The sequence below is a fragment of the Solibacillus sp. FSL R5-0691 genome (genome assembly GCF_037974225.1).
In the GTDB taxonomy this organism is placed as follows: Bacteria; Bacillota; Bacilli; order Bacillales_A; family Planococcaceae; genus Solibacillus.
In genome coordinates this window covers 1481586-1496706 of the sequence record NZ_CP150231.1, presented here as the reverse complement: position 1 = coordinate 1496706, position 15121 = coordinate 1481586, and the positions used below count along the sequence as shown (strand labels likewise).

Here is a 15121-nt window from a genome sequence, read left to right as displayed (position 1 = left end):
AAACCTATACTGTGTATTTATGTTGGTATATTCTTATTAAATTTAAACTTCATAATGGATCGTCATTCCCTCAATTATCCTGTAAATCTTCTTAGTCCTTTTATGAATGACTAGCCTTCTTTATTCAGAAAGTCGGTATTTTTACAATTTTACACGCTGCAGTCTCAATGCATTCAACACAACCGAAACGGAACTGAATGCCATTGCTGCGCCTGCTACCCAAGGTGCGAGGAAACCGAGTGCAGCGATCGGAATACCGATGACATTGTAGGCAAACGCCCAAAACAGGTTTTGTTTAATATTCGTCATCGTTTTACGGCTCATTAATATCGCATCGGCAATACTGTTCAGATCTCCACGGATTAAAGTAATGTCCGCCGCTTCCATCGCTACATCCGTACCCGTACCGATTGCCATCCCGATATTGGCTACCGCAAGCGCCGGTGCATCATTAATACCGTCACCAACCATTGCAACATTACGTCCTTGTTGTTTCAAGTTTTCAATTTGCTGTGCCTTTTGTTCCGGCAGTACTTCTGCAATGACTTCATCAATGCCCACTTCAGCAGCAATTGCTTTGGCAGTACGTTCATTATCCCCTGTCAGCATAATGACTTTCAGACCAAGCGCGTGCAGACGTTTTACCGCTTCAGCAGATGTTTCTTTTACCGTATCCGCCACAGCAATGATTGCTGCAAACTCTTTATTGATCGCAACAAGCATCGCCGTCTTCCCTTGCTGTTCCAATGAAATCAGTTGCTGTTCGATCGGTTCTTCAATACTAATTTGTCGATCCCGCATCAGTTTTCTCGTACCTACAGCTACTTCTACATTATCCACTTGTGCTTCAATACCAAGCCCTGGTAGTGCCTGGAAGCTTGAAACAGCCGATAGCTTAATCCTGCGCTCTAATACACCTTCAACAATTGCTTCTGCCAATGGGTGCTCAGACTGTTTTTCTGCAGAAGCAACAATGCGCAGGACATTATTTTCTTCTAAATCACTGAACAATACAACATCTGTCAAAACCGGTTTCCCGTTTGTAACCGTCCCTGTTTTATCGACAACGACAGTATCGACAAAACCAGTCTGTTCAAGGTGTTCCCCGCCTTTAAATAAAATACCAAACTGTGCCGCACGTCCTGAACCCGCCATAATCGACGTTGGTGTCGCCAAGCCAAGCGCACATGGGCATGCGATGACAAGTACTGCAATTGTCGCCTCAAATGCCTGAATGAATTCTCCTCCGATCAGCCACCACAACATGAACGTCACAACGGCAATTCCTACTACTATCGGTACAAATATATTAGAAATCTTATCGGCAAGACGCTGAATCGGTGCTTTGGAACCTTGTGCCGACTCGACGATTTTAATGATTTGCGACAATGCTGTTTCACTGCCAACCTTTAATGCCTTCATTTCCAGTGCACCATTTTTATTCAGTGTTGCACCATAAACGAAATCGCCTAAATTTTTTTCTACCGGCAGACTTTCGCCTGTCAGCATCGATTCATCCACCGCAGAAGTTCCGGAAACGACTTCCCCATCGACTGGAATCTTTTCACCCGGCTTGACGCGGACAATATCATTGATGCGCACTTCTTCAAGTGGTACCGCCTGTTCAACGCCATCACGGATCACAAGCGCTGATTTCGCCTGCATGCCCATCAATTGTTTGATCGCCTGCGAAGACTTGCCTTTTGCACGTGCTTCAAACAGTTTCCCTAATAAAATCAGCGTAATGAGCACCGCGCTCGTTTCAAAATACAAGTGTGGCATATGACCGCTCGGATGTGCGAGCATTTGATAAATACTGTAAAAATAAGCCGCACTTGTTCCCATTACGACGAGCACATCCATATTTGCAGCACCACTGCGCAATGATTTATATGCCCCTACGTAGAATTGCCAGCCAATAATAAATTGAACAGGTGTTGCTAATACTAGCTGTACCCAAGGATTCATCAGAATGTTTGGTACATATAAAAAGCTCGTAAATGAAAAATGGGCAACCATCGTCCATAACAGCGGCAATGATAGAATAGCCGCGGAGATGAATTTAATCGTTTGCCGTTGAATCGATTTTTCACGATGATCAACCGGATTGCCTTCAACGACGGGCTGTGCGCCGTACCCAATCTTTTCGATCCGTGCAATAATATCGGATACCGAAACTTGTGACGGGTTAAATTCGACCGTCGCTTTTTCCAATGCCAGGTTTACATTTGCCGAAGCAATTCCATCCATTTTTCCGAGTACTTTTTCAATTCTTGCCGAACACGCTGCACACGTCATTCCATCGATTGTGAAGTCCGCTTTCTCTTTAACGACATCATAACCGAGTGCCTGAATCTTTTGCTCGATATCGTGTGCTTTAATAACCGTTTCATCATATTGAATTGCCGCTTTTTCAACCGCTAGATTGACGTTCGCCGACTCAACTCCATCCATACGGTTCAGCCCTTTTTCAATCCTTGCCGAACATGCTGCACACGTCATACCTGTTACCTGCAATGTCAGTTCTTTTGTCATTTTCTCACCTCTTTATACCTCAAGGGGGTATAAAATTTTATAAAAAGAGAGGTTCTCTATAGTAGAGAACCTGAAACATCCGAAAACTTCAAATTAAACAACGTCATAACCTTGTTCATCAATTGTTTCTTTGATTTGCTCAACAGTAACGGCATCTTCGTTATACGCAACTGATACCTTTTTCTCGGCAAGATCAACTTTTACTTCCTGTACACCAGCTAATGCGCCTACGCTCGTTTCTACAGATTTTACACAATGACCACAAGACATCCCATTAACATTTAACGTTACATTTACCATACTTGAACACTCCCTATTTTTTCATCATTTTTTGAATAGTTACGACAAGCTCGTCCAAAACTTCCGTATCGCCTTCATTCAGACGATCTACGACACAGCCCTTTAAATGACCTTCAAGCAAAATTTTCGCGACACTGTTTAAAGCAGATTGGGTTGCCGATAATTGTGTAATGATATCATCACAATACACGTCTTTATCAATCATACCTTTAATTCCGCGAATTTGCCCTTCGATTCGATTCAATCGCGTCGTTAAATCTTTTTTTATCGGTTCAGGATGATGACTTTTACGACAGCTTTCTTCATGTATTCCCAAATGACTATCGTTTTCATGAATCATTCAATCAATCCCCCTTACTTGAATTCAGATTATCATACCTATTAGGGGTATGTAAAGCATTAAGAAAAAACGTTGAAGTTCTCTAAAAGAACCCCAACGTTATTATTTTTCATACACACCATAATGGAACTTAGCTGTTAATCGTACATCCCGCTCAAACTGGTATTTTTCAAACCAGTCCGATTTATAATGTGCCTTTAACACAACACGGTTTTTGGCCACACGCTTTGCCTCGGCCACCCATTCATCCGTTAAAGTCAAATGCTTACCGGCATAGCGCAGCGCTTCGAAATTCGTCGATTCTTCAATGACTTCCTCAAACATCGGATCCATGTAGACGACATTAAAGCTGTCATCTTCTTGATTTTTTAAATAGTCCAGCGCCGTTGAATGAACGACTTCGATATTACGCATTGATGCAGTTAATGGAAGTTCAGTCGTATCATACGTTTGCATTCCTGTTTTTACAATAAACGACACATTTTTATCTGCTTCTACACCGATCACTTTACCTTTTTCACCTACAACATAGGCAGCCAATAAGCTGTCAGCACCGATCCCAAGGGTACAATCCAAAAATGTATCCCCTTCTTGCAATGCACATGCAGTAAGTAATGGTTCATCTTCACCCCGGGCGACACGTTTCAGACGAAATGCGGCTGAGTTCGGATGAAAAAAGAAAGGCGCCTCGGCACCTTTCGCATAGTATTCAAAACGATTTTTTCCCGCAACAATGACATTGGCATCATACACTTCTGAAAGCTTACGAACCGAACGTTTTTGGCGCGGAACAATTCTTGCCTGCAATTCCCGACTTGCAAATTCAGCTAACTGAAGCGATTGCTCGTCCGGCCTGCCTGCAGTTGTGACGATTGTTACTCGGCACATACTTGTTTTAACACATCTGATAAATGATCACGGATTTGTTCCATTGGATGACCTTCGATTTGATCACGTGGAATGAAGTACGCTAATTGGCCATCTTTTAATATTGCCATTGATGGTGAACTTGGTGGCACTTCATCAAAGTATCCGCGCATTGCTGCAGTCGCTTCCGGGTCTTGACCAGCAAATACTGTTACAAGCTGATCCGGTTTTACATCTGCTACCGCTTCACGAGCAGCTGGACGGGCAAGACCTGCAGCACAACCACAAACTGAATTGATTACAACTAAAGCCGTTCCTTTAGTTTCAGCCATAAATTCGTGTACGCTATCTGCTGTTGTTAATTGTGTAAAGCCTGCACCCTCAAGTTCCGTACGCATTGGCTGTGTTACTTGACGCATATATTCATCATAAGCATTTGTCATTTTTATAACCTCTTTCTGTTTATATGTATTCACATCGCTCATTATATCAATCATAGGACTAGTTGTACAAAAATTGGATTTCAACGAATTACTTACAACTATAAGTTCCTCTCAAAAAATCATACCTATTAAGTTTAGTCAAATATATCGCTTTCTATTTATGTATAAAATTTTAATATTTTACAAATTATTGAATTTTGTATTTTTAGCATGTTTCGACATATATCTCGTCCGAAGTAAGATAGGATGAAACAGTTGTCATTTTACTTCAACAAAAGTTTAACCTACCAACTACTACTGAAGGGAAATTTATCGATGAAATTTTTACTGTTTAAAAAGCTATTAAAAATACGTATTGAGAGTAAAAGAAAATTGATGTACAAAAAAGCAAATGATTTAGGATTCACTCATCCGGAAGTCGTGAATTGCAGTCAGGAATTGGATGAATTACTTAATAAATATTCGGATATTGCAGCTTAATTAAAATGAAGGATTACATATTGTTTCGCTTCTAAATATATTTGAGTTAATATCGATTTATTAATTGCACTTAGTTCATTGAATATCAATGAACTATGTGTTTTTCTTTTATCATTATGCATCTCTCTCTCAAAAGAGAACTAATTTCCAATACAAAACACTATGTATATTTTCCAAAGTTACTGTTTTTGTATACCTTATGTATGAATAAATTATTTATATGAGTGCTCCTATAGATAAAAAAATAGCCCTCCACAAATCAAATGCGGAGGGCTTTATTTATTTTGTTTTAACATATTCTGAAATTCCCTTTCTAATTAAATACATACGTTTTAATTTATTTAATCTAGGATTACTCTTCACAATATTTTCAAAAAAGTTTGTTGCCCCCATTCTTTTTAAAGCTTTCATCCGTATTCACCTCCCCTTTCTGTAATATAACATAAATAGTCAGAATATTCCACAAAATAATCAAATAAATGATAATATATTTTTATTTAATAAGATTACATATAATTCAAGCTTGTAATCCTCTAGCTTTTCTATTTACCGGATGTACAGCCAAAATATTATCTACAATAAAATTTCGTTTTGCATGACGGGTAAAGCAATATGCCTGCACATGATCACCTGAAATTTTAATTAGTTTGATTCGACGCTTTGTTATTGACTGATCTTTGGCGATATACACAATATCCAATATTTGATGGTGTTGCATCGCCTTTCTTAATTGTTCCTTCATCCATTACACCTCGCTCTTCTATATTATAGAACAAGTGTTCTGTTTTTACAATTATCAAAATTACCCATTTAATGAAAGTTCACTGCCAATATTTTGATTAAAAGTACAAAAATAAATGCCGGATAAATGGATTTCACAATACCTCATCACGGTTAACTCATCTTATTTTTAAAGGATTGTTTGTTCCGAAGCAGCCTAACCTATCCAAAAGCTCATTGTAATAACATAATGCTCCCTATTATGTTAAAATAATAAAATTCGAATATGAGAAGGCAGGTCCACCGATGAATATTTACCCCTATGAAAAGAAATATGCAGCGCAAATTGCGGCTTTACTCAATGATTTTTTACCATTTGAACCTGAAACGGCCGATACCGTCAACCAGGCTGGAGGCATCCGTTATATAGCGGTTAATGAACTGGAGGAAGTTGTCGGTTATATCGCAGGTTATGAAATATTGGATTTCAACAAGGAGTTCCCTTACTTTCACGAAGAACTGCAGCCGTTAAAGGAACTGGTCGCATCAGGCATCAGTTATTATACAAGCCATTTTGTCGTTCACCCAAACGAACGCAAAAAAGGAATTGGAACAATGCTTGTTCGCGCTTACCTCGAAGCCGCACAACCGATTGCAAAAACAATTGTTACAGTTGGATGGGTACAGTCCGATACAAACCGCTGGGCAGCAGAGCGACAATTTGCAGCACAGGGCTTTGAACCCTTTATTTACATGCCACGCTATTTCGAGCCCTATCAAGTTGATTGCCCAAGCTGCAAAGGTCTTTGTTATTGCGATGCACATATTTTTGTGAAATAAGCGCTGACTTGATTATGGGACACAAACAGAGTGTTAAAATGAAAAGTATATGCACGATTTTATGCAAAAAAACTGATGCCTTTGCAAACCCCTTGTACGTTCAAACCGTTGTCAATATTGGCTTTTAGTAGAAGTGTATAAAACATTGTATAAAGAACATACCTATAGATAAAGCAGGAACGTTGATTTAACAACGTTTCTGCTTTTTTCGTGTATTCCCAAACTTTCATTTGGGAACGTTTATTAGGTTTATTTTGTATACTTTAAAAATCCTTGTTGCGTTTAGTTAAAGGTAATATTTCTTATTGAGATAAATGTTTGTAGTCTAATATCTCAATTTCGAAACCGTGATTACATTTCTGCTTATTAATCTTCTCACTATCACAGGACGGGGATATTCTTACCTTAACCAAATCTTCTTTAACATTTTCAACATTTTCATTAATGTCTTTTGAAGGAATCTCAATTTTTACAGTAACATCATAGGAATGATTCTCGTTGTAAGTAATACCAACAATCCTTTTCCAGTGCCAAATAAGGCGATTATCTCCTCCATACTCTTTGATAACTCTTTTATCAATAGTTGGGAAGATAATGTCTGAAATAATGTCCTCTGTTGTGACATACATTTCTTCTGCTTTTGTTATTGTTTCTGATTTTGCTACTTGCATAGAAGTAAGAATAATCAATATAAATCCTAATAAGACTAAGTAATGCTTAACCATCAACACTCACCTCTGGTTTACGTTTACTCCTTATTCTTCGTATCTTGTTACTTTTTATTCAATAAACCTATCTCGTTAGTTGAATAAAATAAAGCACTCAAAGCGTCCTTTGGGAACATTTCATTGAGATTCTATTTATATTTTACCTCCATTCAGAACGAGTGAATTGAGCAGTCCTCTTTAAAATGATTTCTCGCAGTGTCTCAGAGCGTTATTTTCTAATAAAAACAGCGACAAACACTGATTTACAGTGCTTGTCGCTGTTTAAAATGTTACCAAGCTTCGATTTGGGAACGTTTTTTAGGTTATATATGAATATCATATAGACTAAATAAACACATTATTTTAATAATGTGTAACTACATCAAATGAAGCTGGATTACCATTTAACTCAAGGTTTATAGTCTTATAATTAATATTTGATTTTAATTTAAATACATAGCGTGAAATCTTGTCCTCTTCTTCCCCTTCTCTAATATTAATTGTCACTTCTGAATCAAATGTATGACTATACCCTGGGATATCATTTATTCGTTTGTTAGTTTCATAAACAATATAATAAGTGCCTTTTCCATTAGAAAAAAGTTGTATAAGGTTTTCTTTATCGATAGGATTTTCTTTAAGAATCTTTTCTATTTTTTTAGGTAAACTTTTTTCAATAGATATGGAAGTTGTAGTTACCTCTACACAGCCACTTACAATTAATAAAGATATCAGTATTAAAAGAATCTTCTTCAGAATAATTCACCTCTAAGTAATTTTACTTTTCAATACCAATTCAACATTTTTTTATCCTTGTTAAATCGTCCCCAAAGTGTCATTTAGGAGCGTTATTATGTATGGAATTGTATTACTCGAATGATTCAACAAATAAAAAGTTATTTTGAAGGCGGTGTTTCTTTAAACCGTTTAAGCAAAAATAAAATTAAGTTGTAGAAAACTAATGTGAAAAGGAAGAGGAAAAGATTGTCCCTCCACTGAATCTCGTTGTCTTCGTAAATATTTAAAATAGTCATACCTATAAACAAAAGACTTGGATATACAAACGGACGTATATATTTATTTGTAAAAATGTTCTTAACCTCCTTTTGCAGCAAGATATTGTTCTCTTCCTTAAACAATATCCTATTTTTTACTTAAATAACATTCCCAAAGCGGTGTTTGGGAATGTTTGTTACACTAAAGCACCCGTTAAAAGAATATCTTATAATTGTTTTAAAAGATTATATGTATATTCAAGTTTCTCTGTATTAGCAACATCTTTATCTGTTAGAAGTTTTAATTCTATTTTTTCATTAGGATGTCTCGGTATGATTTGGTTGGTTCCGAACATAAAGAAGAGGCTGGGACATAACCCAAAAATGATTTCCATTCCGGGACGCTTTCCGCGGGCGTGGCCTGAGCCTGTAGTCTCAGGCGTCACGCTATTCCCGCAGGAAGCTTTGCTTGTAGCGAAAGGCGTAGCCGTCAGCTACACTCGCCCTGCATTCCAATCAATTTTGCAAAATATCCGTTTCTTAATAAAGGCTTTCCTGTTATTTATCGGTTATTCTACTTATGTCCCAGCCTCAAAACCTGTAATGCTTTTTTATTTATCCATTAACCGGACCTTTGTTAATGTTCGTTAACGACTCGTTCACTGCAAAAATTTTGCTGTTGATCGCTGTTATACCAAAGCCATTTAAACGTTTTGAATGCATTTCCAAGTATGCGGCAGCAGTTTCCTTTGTTTCAAATAAGTAAATACCACCCGCTTCGCCAGCTTCCGGATCCTCTGTCCAAATTTTCCAAAGCATGCCTTCTTCTTCATTAATACTTTCTGCCAATCCTTTAAACCCGGCAGCCATTTCTTCACCGAATGGACCGTCCATTTTGAAATCTACTTGTAAAATATATGCCATTAGAAGTGCCTCCTTTTTCTGTACACTCTAGCTTATTTCTTTATTGTCCTGCAAAATCCTTCTCTTCGTTATTCAATTTCCTGTACTTCACAATGCATCGCGTCTTTTGCTTCATGCCAAGGGACACTGTAACCTTTCCCTTTTGCACAGAAAATGCTCGAAGAACTATATTCCGGATCGGCGTTTTTATTGTAGCCAATTTGTTCAATGATTTCTTCACTGTTATGGCATACATCATAGCCATCGAATTGCAGTGTTAACGCGCCTTTCCCGTTTGTATAAGCGGCAAATTGAGTGGAATAATCCATAAAGGTTGCTACAGGAGCCCGCCCGTATAATGTCACGGTGTCTTCTGTTAAAATCGGTGCCTCGAATGTACCGCTTGCCTGTTGGATATCGGACATCATCCGGCCGATATGGTCGTTTGACGCTTTCAACTTAAATCTGTAATACGGTTCCAACAGTACATTTCCCACTTGTTCAAGCCCTTGCCGCAATGCTCGAAATGATGCCTCACGAAAATCCCCGCCTTCTGTGTGCTTATTATGTGCACGTCCAGTTAGCAGCGTAAAATGAATATCCGTTACCGGAAAACCTGTAAGCAATCCGTGATGGTCCCGCTCAAATAGATGCTTTTCGATTAACCGCTGATGTCCGACAGTTAAATCATCAGCATGGCACTCGTTTGAGAATGTGTTGCCTGTACCACGCGTGTTCGGTTCCATTTTCAGATGCACTTCCGCATAATGCTTTAGCGGTTCAAAATGGCCATAACCGACAGTAAGGGTAGCGATCGTTTCTTTATAAAGAATTTGCGGTTTGCCGAATTGCACGTCAATTCCGAAGCGGTCCTTCACCAGTTCCGTTAATACTTCCAGCTGAATCGTCCCCATAACATGAACCGAAATCTCCTGGAATTTCTCATTCCATACAACTCGTAAACTCGGCTCCTCCGCTTCAATTTCACGGAAAATCCGGTGAAGTTCTTTAATATGTAATTCACCTTCGTACATTACTTTCGCCTGCAATGTCGGGACCATTTCAAATTGGGCAGGGTTTGCTTCATTAGCGCCAATCACATCACCAATAATCGGCGTCGTCAGTCCCTTCACCGCAAAAATATCACCTGCCTGCACTTGCTGAACCGTCGTAAAGCTGTTGCCATTATATAGCCGGATTTCCGTTACCTTTTCGGCCGTTTCACCGAATGTAAATTCATCACGCACCTTTAAAACACCCGATAAAGCTTTCATAAATGTGAGGCGCTGCTGATTGTCATGGCGAATTTTATAAACTTTCCCTTTAAATGGTCCGTTCGCATCGAATGTTGTTTCTGTCAGTTTCGCAATCGTTTCGAAAAACTCCAGTACTCCTTCATCTTTCAGAGCTGAACCCGACATACAAACAAAGGCCTGTTCCTTTTGTATCATCTCTTTCAGCTTTGCGGTACAGTCATGCTCCGTTAATTCGTCAGCAAAGTACTTTTCCATCAGCTGCTCGTCACGTTCCGCAAGCCACTCTTTTACTGTAGTAACAATGCCATTGTTGTACAGGAGGGCATTTGGGGATAGGTCTTTTTTAATTGCAGCCCTTACTGCATCAACATTCGCTCCTTCACGATCTATTTTGTTAATGAATATGAATGTCGGCACATGGTGTTCCCTCAGCAAATGCCAAACGGTTTCCGTATGCCCTTCAATTCCATCGATCGCACTGATAATGACAATGGCCGCATCCATCACGTGAACCGCACGCTCCATTTCCGGTGCGAAATCGATATGCCCCGGTGTATCGATCAGTGTGTACACTTGCCCGTTGTAATCGATCCGTCCCTGCTCCGCAAAAATTGTAATCCCGCGCTGACGTTCAATCGCATGATTATCTAAAAAAGCATCTTGGTGATCGACACGACCGCGCTTTTTAATCGCATTTGTATGATAAAGTAATTGTTCGCTAAATGTCGTTTTGCCAGAATCGACATGAGCGACTATCCCGATAGTAGTATGCAATAGTATTCCTCTTTCTTTTTTGTAAATTTAGAATCTATGTAAGTTACTCTTGTTAAAGAACCTAACGCAGGTATGAAGCTCGCAAGTACTTACATTTTAACAGAAGATGAATAATTTTGATTCATTCATAGAAAAAAGCCATTCTCCTTTCACGGCCAGTAAAGGAGAACAGCTTGTATATCGTTTATCCATTAGAAGTGGAAATCATCTTCACAAATAATCAACTCTTTCGGGTCATACGGTTCAATATGAACAAGTGTTGTCGCATAAGGATTCAACTGCTTCACTTCATTTTCAATTTGCTCCGTAATGGCATGTGAATCACGTACATTGAGATTAGGATTTACACTTACTGTAATATCGACAAGAATTAAGCTGCCGTGCTGTCTGCCACGGACATCGGTAACGTCACGGACACGCGGAATTTTCGAAACACGTTCTTCAATCGAACTGATCAATTCCGTATCAAATCCGTCCGTTAACGAGAACACCGCTTCTTTGAAGATTTCTATCGCTGTTTTAATAATGATTAAACCGATAATGAAGGCAGTAATCGTATCGACAATCGGGTAACCTAATATTGCTGCAGAAATACCGATTGCTGTTCCGATACTGACAAATGCATCAGAACGGTTATCGTAGGCTGCCGCTTTTACAGCAGAACTGTTAATTCTTTTTGAGAGATTCAAGTTATATTTATATACTGCAAACATGACTGCTGCACTAAACACGGCAACAATAATTGTTAAAATGGAAGGATCCTGGTCGATCGGATTGGCGATTTTTTCAGCTGCTGATATAAGCACCTCGATACCGACATAAATCATAATAAATGAAGCGACAAGTGATGCGATCGTTTCTGCACGAAAATGTCCGTAGCGATGGTCATCATCAGGTGGTCGCTGGGAAATTCTGAGCCCGATTAAAACGGCTACTGAAGCAATAATATCCGTTGTATTGTTTAATCCGTCAGCCTTTAATGCTTCTGAATCCCCTAGGTACCCTGCCGCTAATTTGAGCGCGCTTAAAAATATGTAGGCAATAATCGATAAATAGGCACCTTTTTCGCCCGCTCGTAAATTTGTATATTGCTCCAAAATGTTTCCTCCCTGAAAAACTTCTTTAAACACGAAAGAGGTTACCCCGCACAAAATCGAACGGGATAACCTCTTTTACATATCGTTAATAATAGTATACCAAAAAATCATGGAAAAACATACATACAAGAAAAATATTATTTTATTATAACTTTCTACTTAATCTAAACAATCCTTGTCAATTATCATAGTTTTCGGTTTTATCCGACGTAACGGCATAGATATGAACGATTTGACCTTCTTCCGACAAAACGATGCCATTCAATTGACCTGTAAAATAACATCCACCGTCTATTCCAATATATTTTTGATCTTTACTAATCCAAATATCATTGCATTCATGAATATGTTGTAATGGTGTATGGCCAAATACATTGATATACGGAGTTTTATTTTCGTGTTTATAATGTTGGCGTATCCATAAGAAATTATCATCGTCTGTTTCCTCAACTGTCGCAAAACTCGAATCAAATCCAGCATGTGTCAACAACAGATTCCCTGCAATCTCATATAATTTGCCGTTATTTAAAAAATCCAATTCCTCTGCAAATTTCTCTTTTACGATCTCCGCTTGTTCAATCGGGTCCAGCTCACTTACTTCATCCGGTAAATATTTTAAAAATGAAGCCATTGTTTCCCGACCGCCATATTTATAATAGAAAGCGTGCTTTTGTCCGGGATTGTCGAGAAAATCCAGCAGCATCGCTTCATGATTCCCTTTACAAAAAATAACCTGTTCTCCGTACTGCCGCTTTAAGTTCATAACTTTTTGCACGACCTCATAAGACCTTGGTCCCCGATCGATTAAATCGCCAAGTAAAACAAGTGTATCCTTTTGATTCCAATATGTTAATAACTTTTCAAATGCTTTATATTGACCGTGGATATCACTAATAATGAAATAATTTTTCATATTGCACCTGCTTTTCTGCAACCTATTTTGCGCTTTTTACTGCCATATTCGGTTTACAACAGTTTGATTATTGCTAAACTCTATTTCAAAGACATCCGGATTTGACAGCTGCTTCCATTCTTCAAAACCAAAATCCGATTGAAAATGATTGAGTAGTAATGACATTATATTGCCGTGTGTAACAATCGCCAATGACATATGAGTACTTTGTTTTAATTCTTCTACAACTTCATTAATGCGTTGTGCGGCTTCATTACTTGATTCCCCGCCCAGGAATTTTAAATCCTTGTCGATATAGGTTTGTTGTAACTTTTCATACCAGTCGGGAAGATCTACACTGCTTAATACCCTTTCTTTTAGACGATCATCTAATTTAAACGGAATATTATTTTGTAAAACAAAAGACTGGATTGTCTGGACTGCCCTTGTATAGGGGCTTGAAATGACTCGTTCTATATTTAAGTGCTGTAAAAATTCTGCTAAACGCTCACTTGCTTCCTTACCAGCCATAGTTAAACATGCTTCCGGTGCCTGTCCCTCAGCTTCACAATGACGAATTACATACAGTTTCATATCTGAAATCTCCTTGCACTTCATGATAAGACATACTACCACTACATTATGTATAGCCACTTACTCATATACAGTATAAACTAATACATACAAATAATAGAAGACGTGAGGTAACAAAAAATGGAAGATTGGATAAAAAATTTACCAAGGCATGCAATTTAAATTATGGCGGCCAATATTCCACCTTAAGTTATGCACCGTTTTGTTGCTATGGCATCAGGAGGGATGGATACCCTTCCTCATAATGGCGCGGTCATCACCCTGCTGGCGGTAACAGGATTAACACATAAGCAGTCTTATCGTGATATTTTTGCTATTACCATCATTAAAACATTAGCCGTATTTGTTATTATCGCTCTTTATACATTCTTCGGATTAGTTTAATAGGCTGGTAGTTATGAAGTGGGCTGTGTTATATACAGAGAGTTTTCAATAGTGCTTGGACAATCAAAATTAAACGGAGCCAGCTCTTTTGGCTCCTGATCTAGGAGGCGGTTTTTGGGTGGTACTAAATAAAGTGGTTTTCATTACAGGTGCAGCACAGGGTATAGGATTTGAAATAGCAAAAGATTTTTATACTAAAGGTGCTTTTGTCGTGCTGACAGATATTAATGAAGAAAAAGTAAAAGCAGCAGCGAGCACGCTTGGTGAAAGAGCTGCTGGATTAAAATGCGATGTTACAAAAGAAGAAGAAATTATAGCTGCAATAAATGAAACAATCCAAAAATTTGACCGGATTGACATACTTATAAACAATGCTGGGATGCAACATGTAGCAATGTTAGAAGATTTTCCAACAGAACGGTTCGAACTCTTATTAAAAATTATGTTAACAGCTCCATTTGTATTAACCAAACATGTATTACCACATATGAGAAAACAAAAATTTGGTCGTATTATTAATATGTCTTCCATAAATGGACTCGTTGGATTCGCAGGAAAAGCCGCATATAATTCAGCCAAACATGGGGTTATCGGGTTAACAAAAGTCGCGGCACTTGAAACGGCATCAGATGGCATTACGGTTAACGCAATTTGTCCAGGATATGTAGATACACCACTTGTTCGAAACCAACTGCAAGACTTGGCAACAACACGCAATATTCCTCTCGAAAATGTATTGGAAGAAGTAATCTATCCACTCGTTCCCCAAAAACGATTACTTGATGTAAAGGAAATTTCTAATCTCGCTTTATTTATTTCCAGCGAGGATGCAAAAGGAATGACTGGTCAGGCTGTCGTTTTAGATGGTGGGTACACAATACAATAATTAAATACAGGTGTGTTGAAATTTAAAATTTAAAATTTTCAACACACCTGTTTTCTGTTAGTTCAATTCACTTTCCCCTTACAAACTACTGTTAATTTGGCCGATAAA

Annotated in this window: 17 protein-coding genes and 1 pseudogene; 5 read left to right on the top strand and 13 right to left on the bottom strand. The window is 38.4% G+C overall.

What is annotated here, in order from left to right; all coding sequences use genetic code 11:
- Positions 1-141: 141 nt before the first annotated feature.
- The 5 genes from MKY51_RS07295 to MKY51_RS07275 form a co-directional block, all read right to left on the bottom strand.
- Complete coding sequence (locus MKY51_RS07295; protein WP_339176197.1) at positions 142-2535, bottom strand: heavy metal translocating P-type ATPase; 2394 nt, start codon at positions 2533-2535, stop codon at positions 142-144.
- Positions 2536-2628: 93 nt separating this feature from the next.
- Positions 2629-2835 carry a copper chaperone CopZ gene (copZ, locus tag MKY51_RS07290; RefSeq protein ID WP_251688345.1) on the bottom strand — a complete coding sequence of 69 codons (207 nt, stop codon included), beginning with the start codon at positions 2833-2835 and terminating at the stop codon, positions 2629-2631.
- A 13-nt stretch (positions 2836-2848) separates the two neighbouring features.
- Positions 2849-3175 carry a metal-sensitive transcriptional regulator gene (locus MKY51_RS07285; RefSeq protein WP_339176195.1) on the bottom strand — a complete coding sequence of 109 codons (327 nt, stop codon included), beginning with the start codon at positions 3173-3175 and terminating at the stop codon, positions 2849-2851.
- Between the two features lie 102 nt (positions 3176-3277).
- Complete coding sequence (locus tag MKY51_RS07280; protein WP_339176194.1) at positions 3278-4063, bottom strand: class I SAM-dependent methyltransferase; 786 nt, start codon at positions 4061-4063, stop codon at positions 3278-3280.
- Positions 4051-4485 carry a BrxA/BrxB family bacilliredoxin gene (locus MKY51_RS07275; protein ID WP_339176193.1) on the bottom strand — a complete coding sequence of 145 codons (435 nt, stop codon included), beginning with the start codon at positions 4483-4485 and terminating at the stop codon, positions 4051-4053. The genes MKY51_RS07280 and MKY51_RS07275 overlap by 13 nt, the downstream gene beginning before the upstream one ends.
- Positions 4486-4800: 315 nt before the next feature.
- Here MKY51_RS07275 and MKY51_RS07270 point away from each other — a divergent pair, with 315 nt between their 5' ends.
- On the top strand, positions 4801-4965 hold the full coding sequence (locus MKY51_RS07270) for an aspartyl-phosphate phosphatase Spo0E family protein (RefSeq protein WP_339176192.1): 165 nt from the start codon (positions 4801-4803) through the stop codon (positions 4963-4965).
- 279 nt (positions 4966-5244) lie between these two features.
- On the opposite strand, the gene MKY51_RS07265 is transcribed toward MKY51_RS07270, so the two are convergent.
- Positions 5245-5376 (bottom strand): hypothetical protein, encoded by a 132-nt coding sequence (locus MKY51_RS07265; RefSeq protein ID WP_339176191.1) that lies wholly within the window; start codon positions 5374-5376, stop codon positions 5245-5247.
- Positions 5377-5482: 106 nt separating this feature from the next.
- Positions 5483-5707, bottom strand: coding sequence for a transcriptional regulator (locus MKY51_RS07260; protein WP_339176190.1), 225 nt, complete (start codon positions 5705-5707; stop codon positions 5483-5485).
- Between the two features lie 284 nt (positions 5708-5991).
- On the opposite strand from MKY51_RS07260, the gene MKY51_RS07255 reads away from it, so the two are divergent.
- Positions 5992-6525, top strand: coding sequence for a GNAT family N-acetyltransferase (locus MKY51_RS07255; protein WP_339176189.1), 534 nt, complete (start codon positions 5992-5994; stop codon positions 6523-6525).
- Positions 6526-6827: 302 nt separating this feature from the next.
- Here MKY51_RS07255 and MKY51_RS07250 read toward each other — a convergent pair whose 3' ends face one another.
- Positions 6828-7250 (bottom strand): hypothetical protein, encoded by a 423-nt coding sequence (locus MKY51_RS07250; RefSeq protein ID WP_339176188.1) that lies wholly within the window; start codon positions 7248-7250, stop codon positions 6828-6830.
- Positions 7251-8560: 1310 nt separating this feature from the next.
- Between MKY51_RS07250 and MKY51_RS07245 the strand changes: the two genes are divergently transcribed.
- The gene (locus tag MKY51_RS07245) at positions 8561-8878 is read left to right on the top strand and encodes a hypothetical protein (protein ID WP_339176187.1); all 318 of its coding nucleotides are present in this window, start codon (positions 8561-8563) and stop codon (positions 8876-8878) included.
- Here the strand turns inward: MKY51_RS07245 and MKY51_RS07240 are convergent.
- From MKY51_RS07240 to MKY51_RS07220, 5 genes are all read right to left on the bottom strand, one after another.
- Positions 8843-9151 (bottom strand): monooxygenase, encoded by a 309-nt coding sequence (locus MKY51_RS07240; RefSeq protein WP_339176186.1) that lies wholly within the window; start codon positions 9149-9151, stop codon positions 8843-8845. The two genes, MKY51_RS07245 and MKY51_RS07240, sit on opposite strands and share 36 nt — an antisense overlap.
- A gap of 68 nt (positions 9152-9219) precedes the next feature.
- Positions 9220-11160, bottom strand: a complete 1941-nt coding sequence (locus MKY51_RS07235) for a translation factor GTPase family protein (protein WP_339176185.1) — start codon at positions 11158-11160, stop codon at positions 9220-9222.
- Positions 11161-11351: 191 nt separating this feature from the next.
- The gene (locus tag MKY51_RS07230) at positions 11352-12257 is read right to left on the bottom strand and encodes a cation diffusion facilitator family transporter (RefSeq protein ID WP_339176184.1); all 906 of its coding nucleotides are present in this window, start codon (positions 12255-12257) and stop codon (positions 11352-11354) included.
- 178 nt (positions 12258-12435) lie between these two features.
- Positions 12436-13170: a metallophosphoesterase family protein gene (locus tag MKY51_RS07225; RefSeq protein WP_339176183.1), complete on the bottom strand. Its 735-nt coding sequence runs from the start codon at positions 13168-13170 to the stop codon at positions 12436-12438.
- A gap of 36 nt (positions 13171-13206) precedes the next feature.
- Positions 13207-13743: a histidine phosphatase family protein gene (locus tag MKY51_RS07220; protein ID WP_339176182.1), complete on the bottom strand. Its 537-nt coding sequence runs from the start codon at positions 13741-13743 to the stop codon at positions 13207-13209.
- Positions 13744-13917: 174 nt separating this feature from the next.
- Here MKY51_RS07220 and MKY51_RS07215 point away from each other — a divergent pair.
- Both MKY51_RS07215 and MKY51_RS07210 read left to right on the top strand, forming a co-directional pair.
- A pseudogene (locus MKY51_RS07215) lies at positions 13918-14127 on the top strand (GntP family permease); the annotation flags it as partial.
- A gap of 118 nt (positions 14128-14245) precedes the next feature.
- Positions 14246-15013, top strand: coding sequence for a 3-hydroxybutyrate dehydrogenase (locus MKY51_RS07210; RefSeq protein WP_339176181.1), 768 nt, complete (start codon positions 14246-14248; stop codon positions 15011-15013).
- Positions 15014-15121 lie beyond the last annotated feature (108 nt).

Bases quoted from the DNA above. Each gene is read 5' to 3' on its own strand.
- MKY51_RS07220 (WP_339176182.1), bottom strand. From the start codon at position 13,743: ATGAAACTGTATGTAATTCGTCATTGTGAAGCTGAGGGACAGGCACCG.
- MKY51_RS07260 (WP_339176190.1), bottom strand. From the start codon at position 5,707: ATGAAGGAACAATTAAGAAAGGCGATGCAACACCATCAAATATTGGAT.
- MKY51_RS07250 (WP_339176188.1), bottom strand. From the start codon at position 7,250: ATGGTTAAGCATTACTTAGTCTTATTAGGATTTATATTGATTATTCTT.
- MKY51_RS07240 (WP_339176186.1), bottom strand. From the start codon at position 9,151: ATGGCATATATTTTACAAGTAGATTTCAAAATGGACGGTCCATTCGGT.
- MKY51_RS07225 (WP_339176183.1), bottom strand. From the start codon at position 13,170: ATGAAAAATTATTTCATTATTAGTGATATCCACGGTCAATATAAAGCA.
- MKY51_RS07295 (WP_339176197.1), bottom strand. From the start codon at position 2,535: ATGACAAAAGAACTGACATTGCAGGTAACAGGTATGACGTGTGCAGCA.
- MKY51_RS07275 (WP_339176193.1), bottom strand. From the start codon at position 4,485: ATGACAAATGCTTATGATGAATATATGCGTCAAGTAACACAGCCAATG.
- MKY51_RS07255 (WP_339176189.1), top strand. From the start codon at position 5,992: ATGAATATTTACCCCTATGAAAAGAAATATGCAGCGCAAATTGCGGCT.
- copZ (WP_251688345.1), bottom strand. From the start codon at position 2,835: ATGGTAAATGTAACGTTAAATGTTAATGGGATGTCTTGTGGTCATTGT.
- MKY51_RS07285 (WP_339176195.1), bottom strand. From the start codon at position 3,175: ATGATTCATGAAAACGATAGTCATTTGGGAATACATGAAGAAAGCTGT.
- MKY51_RS07280 (WP_339176194.1), bottom strand. From the start codon at position 4,063: ATGTGCCGAGTAACAATCGTCACAACTGCAGGCAGGCCGGACGAGCAA.
- MKY51_RS07245 (WP_339176187.1), top strand. From the start codon at position 8,561: ATGATTTGGTTGGTTCCGAACATAAAGAAGAGGCTGGGACATAACCCA.
- MKY51_RS07270 (WP_339176192.1), top strand. From the start codon at position 4,801: ATGAAATTTTTACTGTTTAAAAAGCTATTAAAAATACGTATTGAGAGT.
- MKY51_RS07265 (WP_339176191.1), bottom strand. From the start codon at position 5,376: ATGAAAGCTTTAAAAAGAATGGGGGCAACAAACTTTTTTGAAAATATT.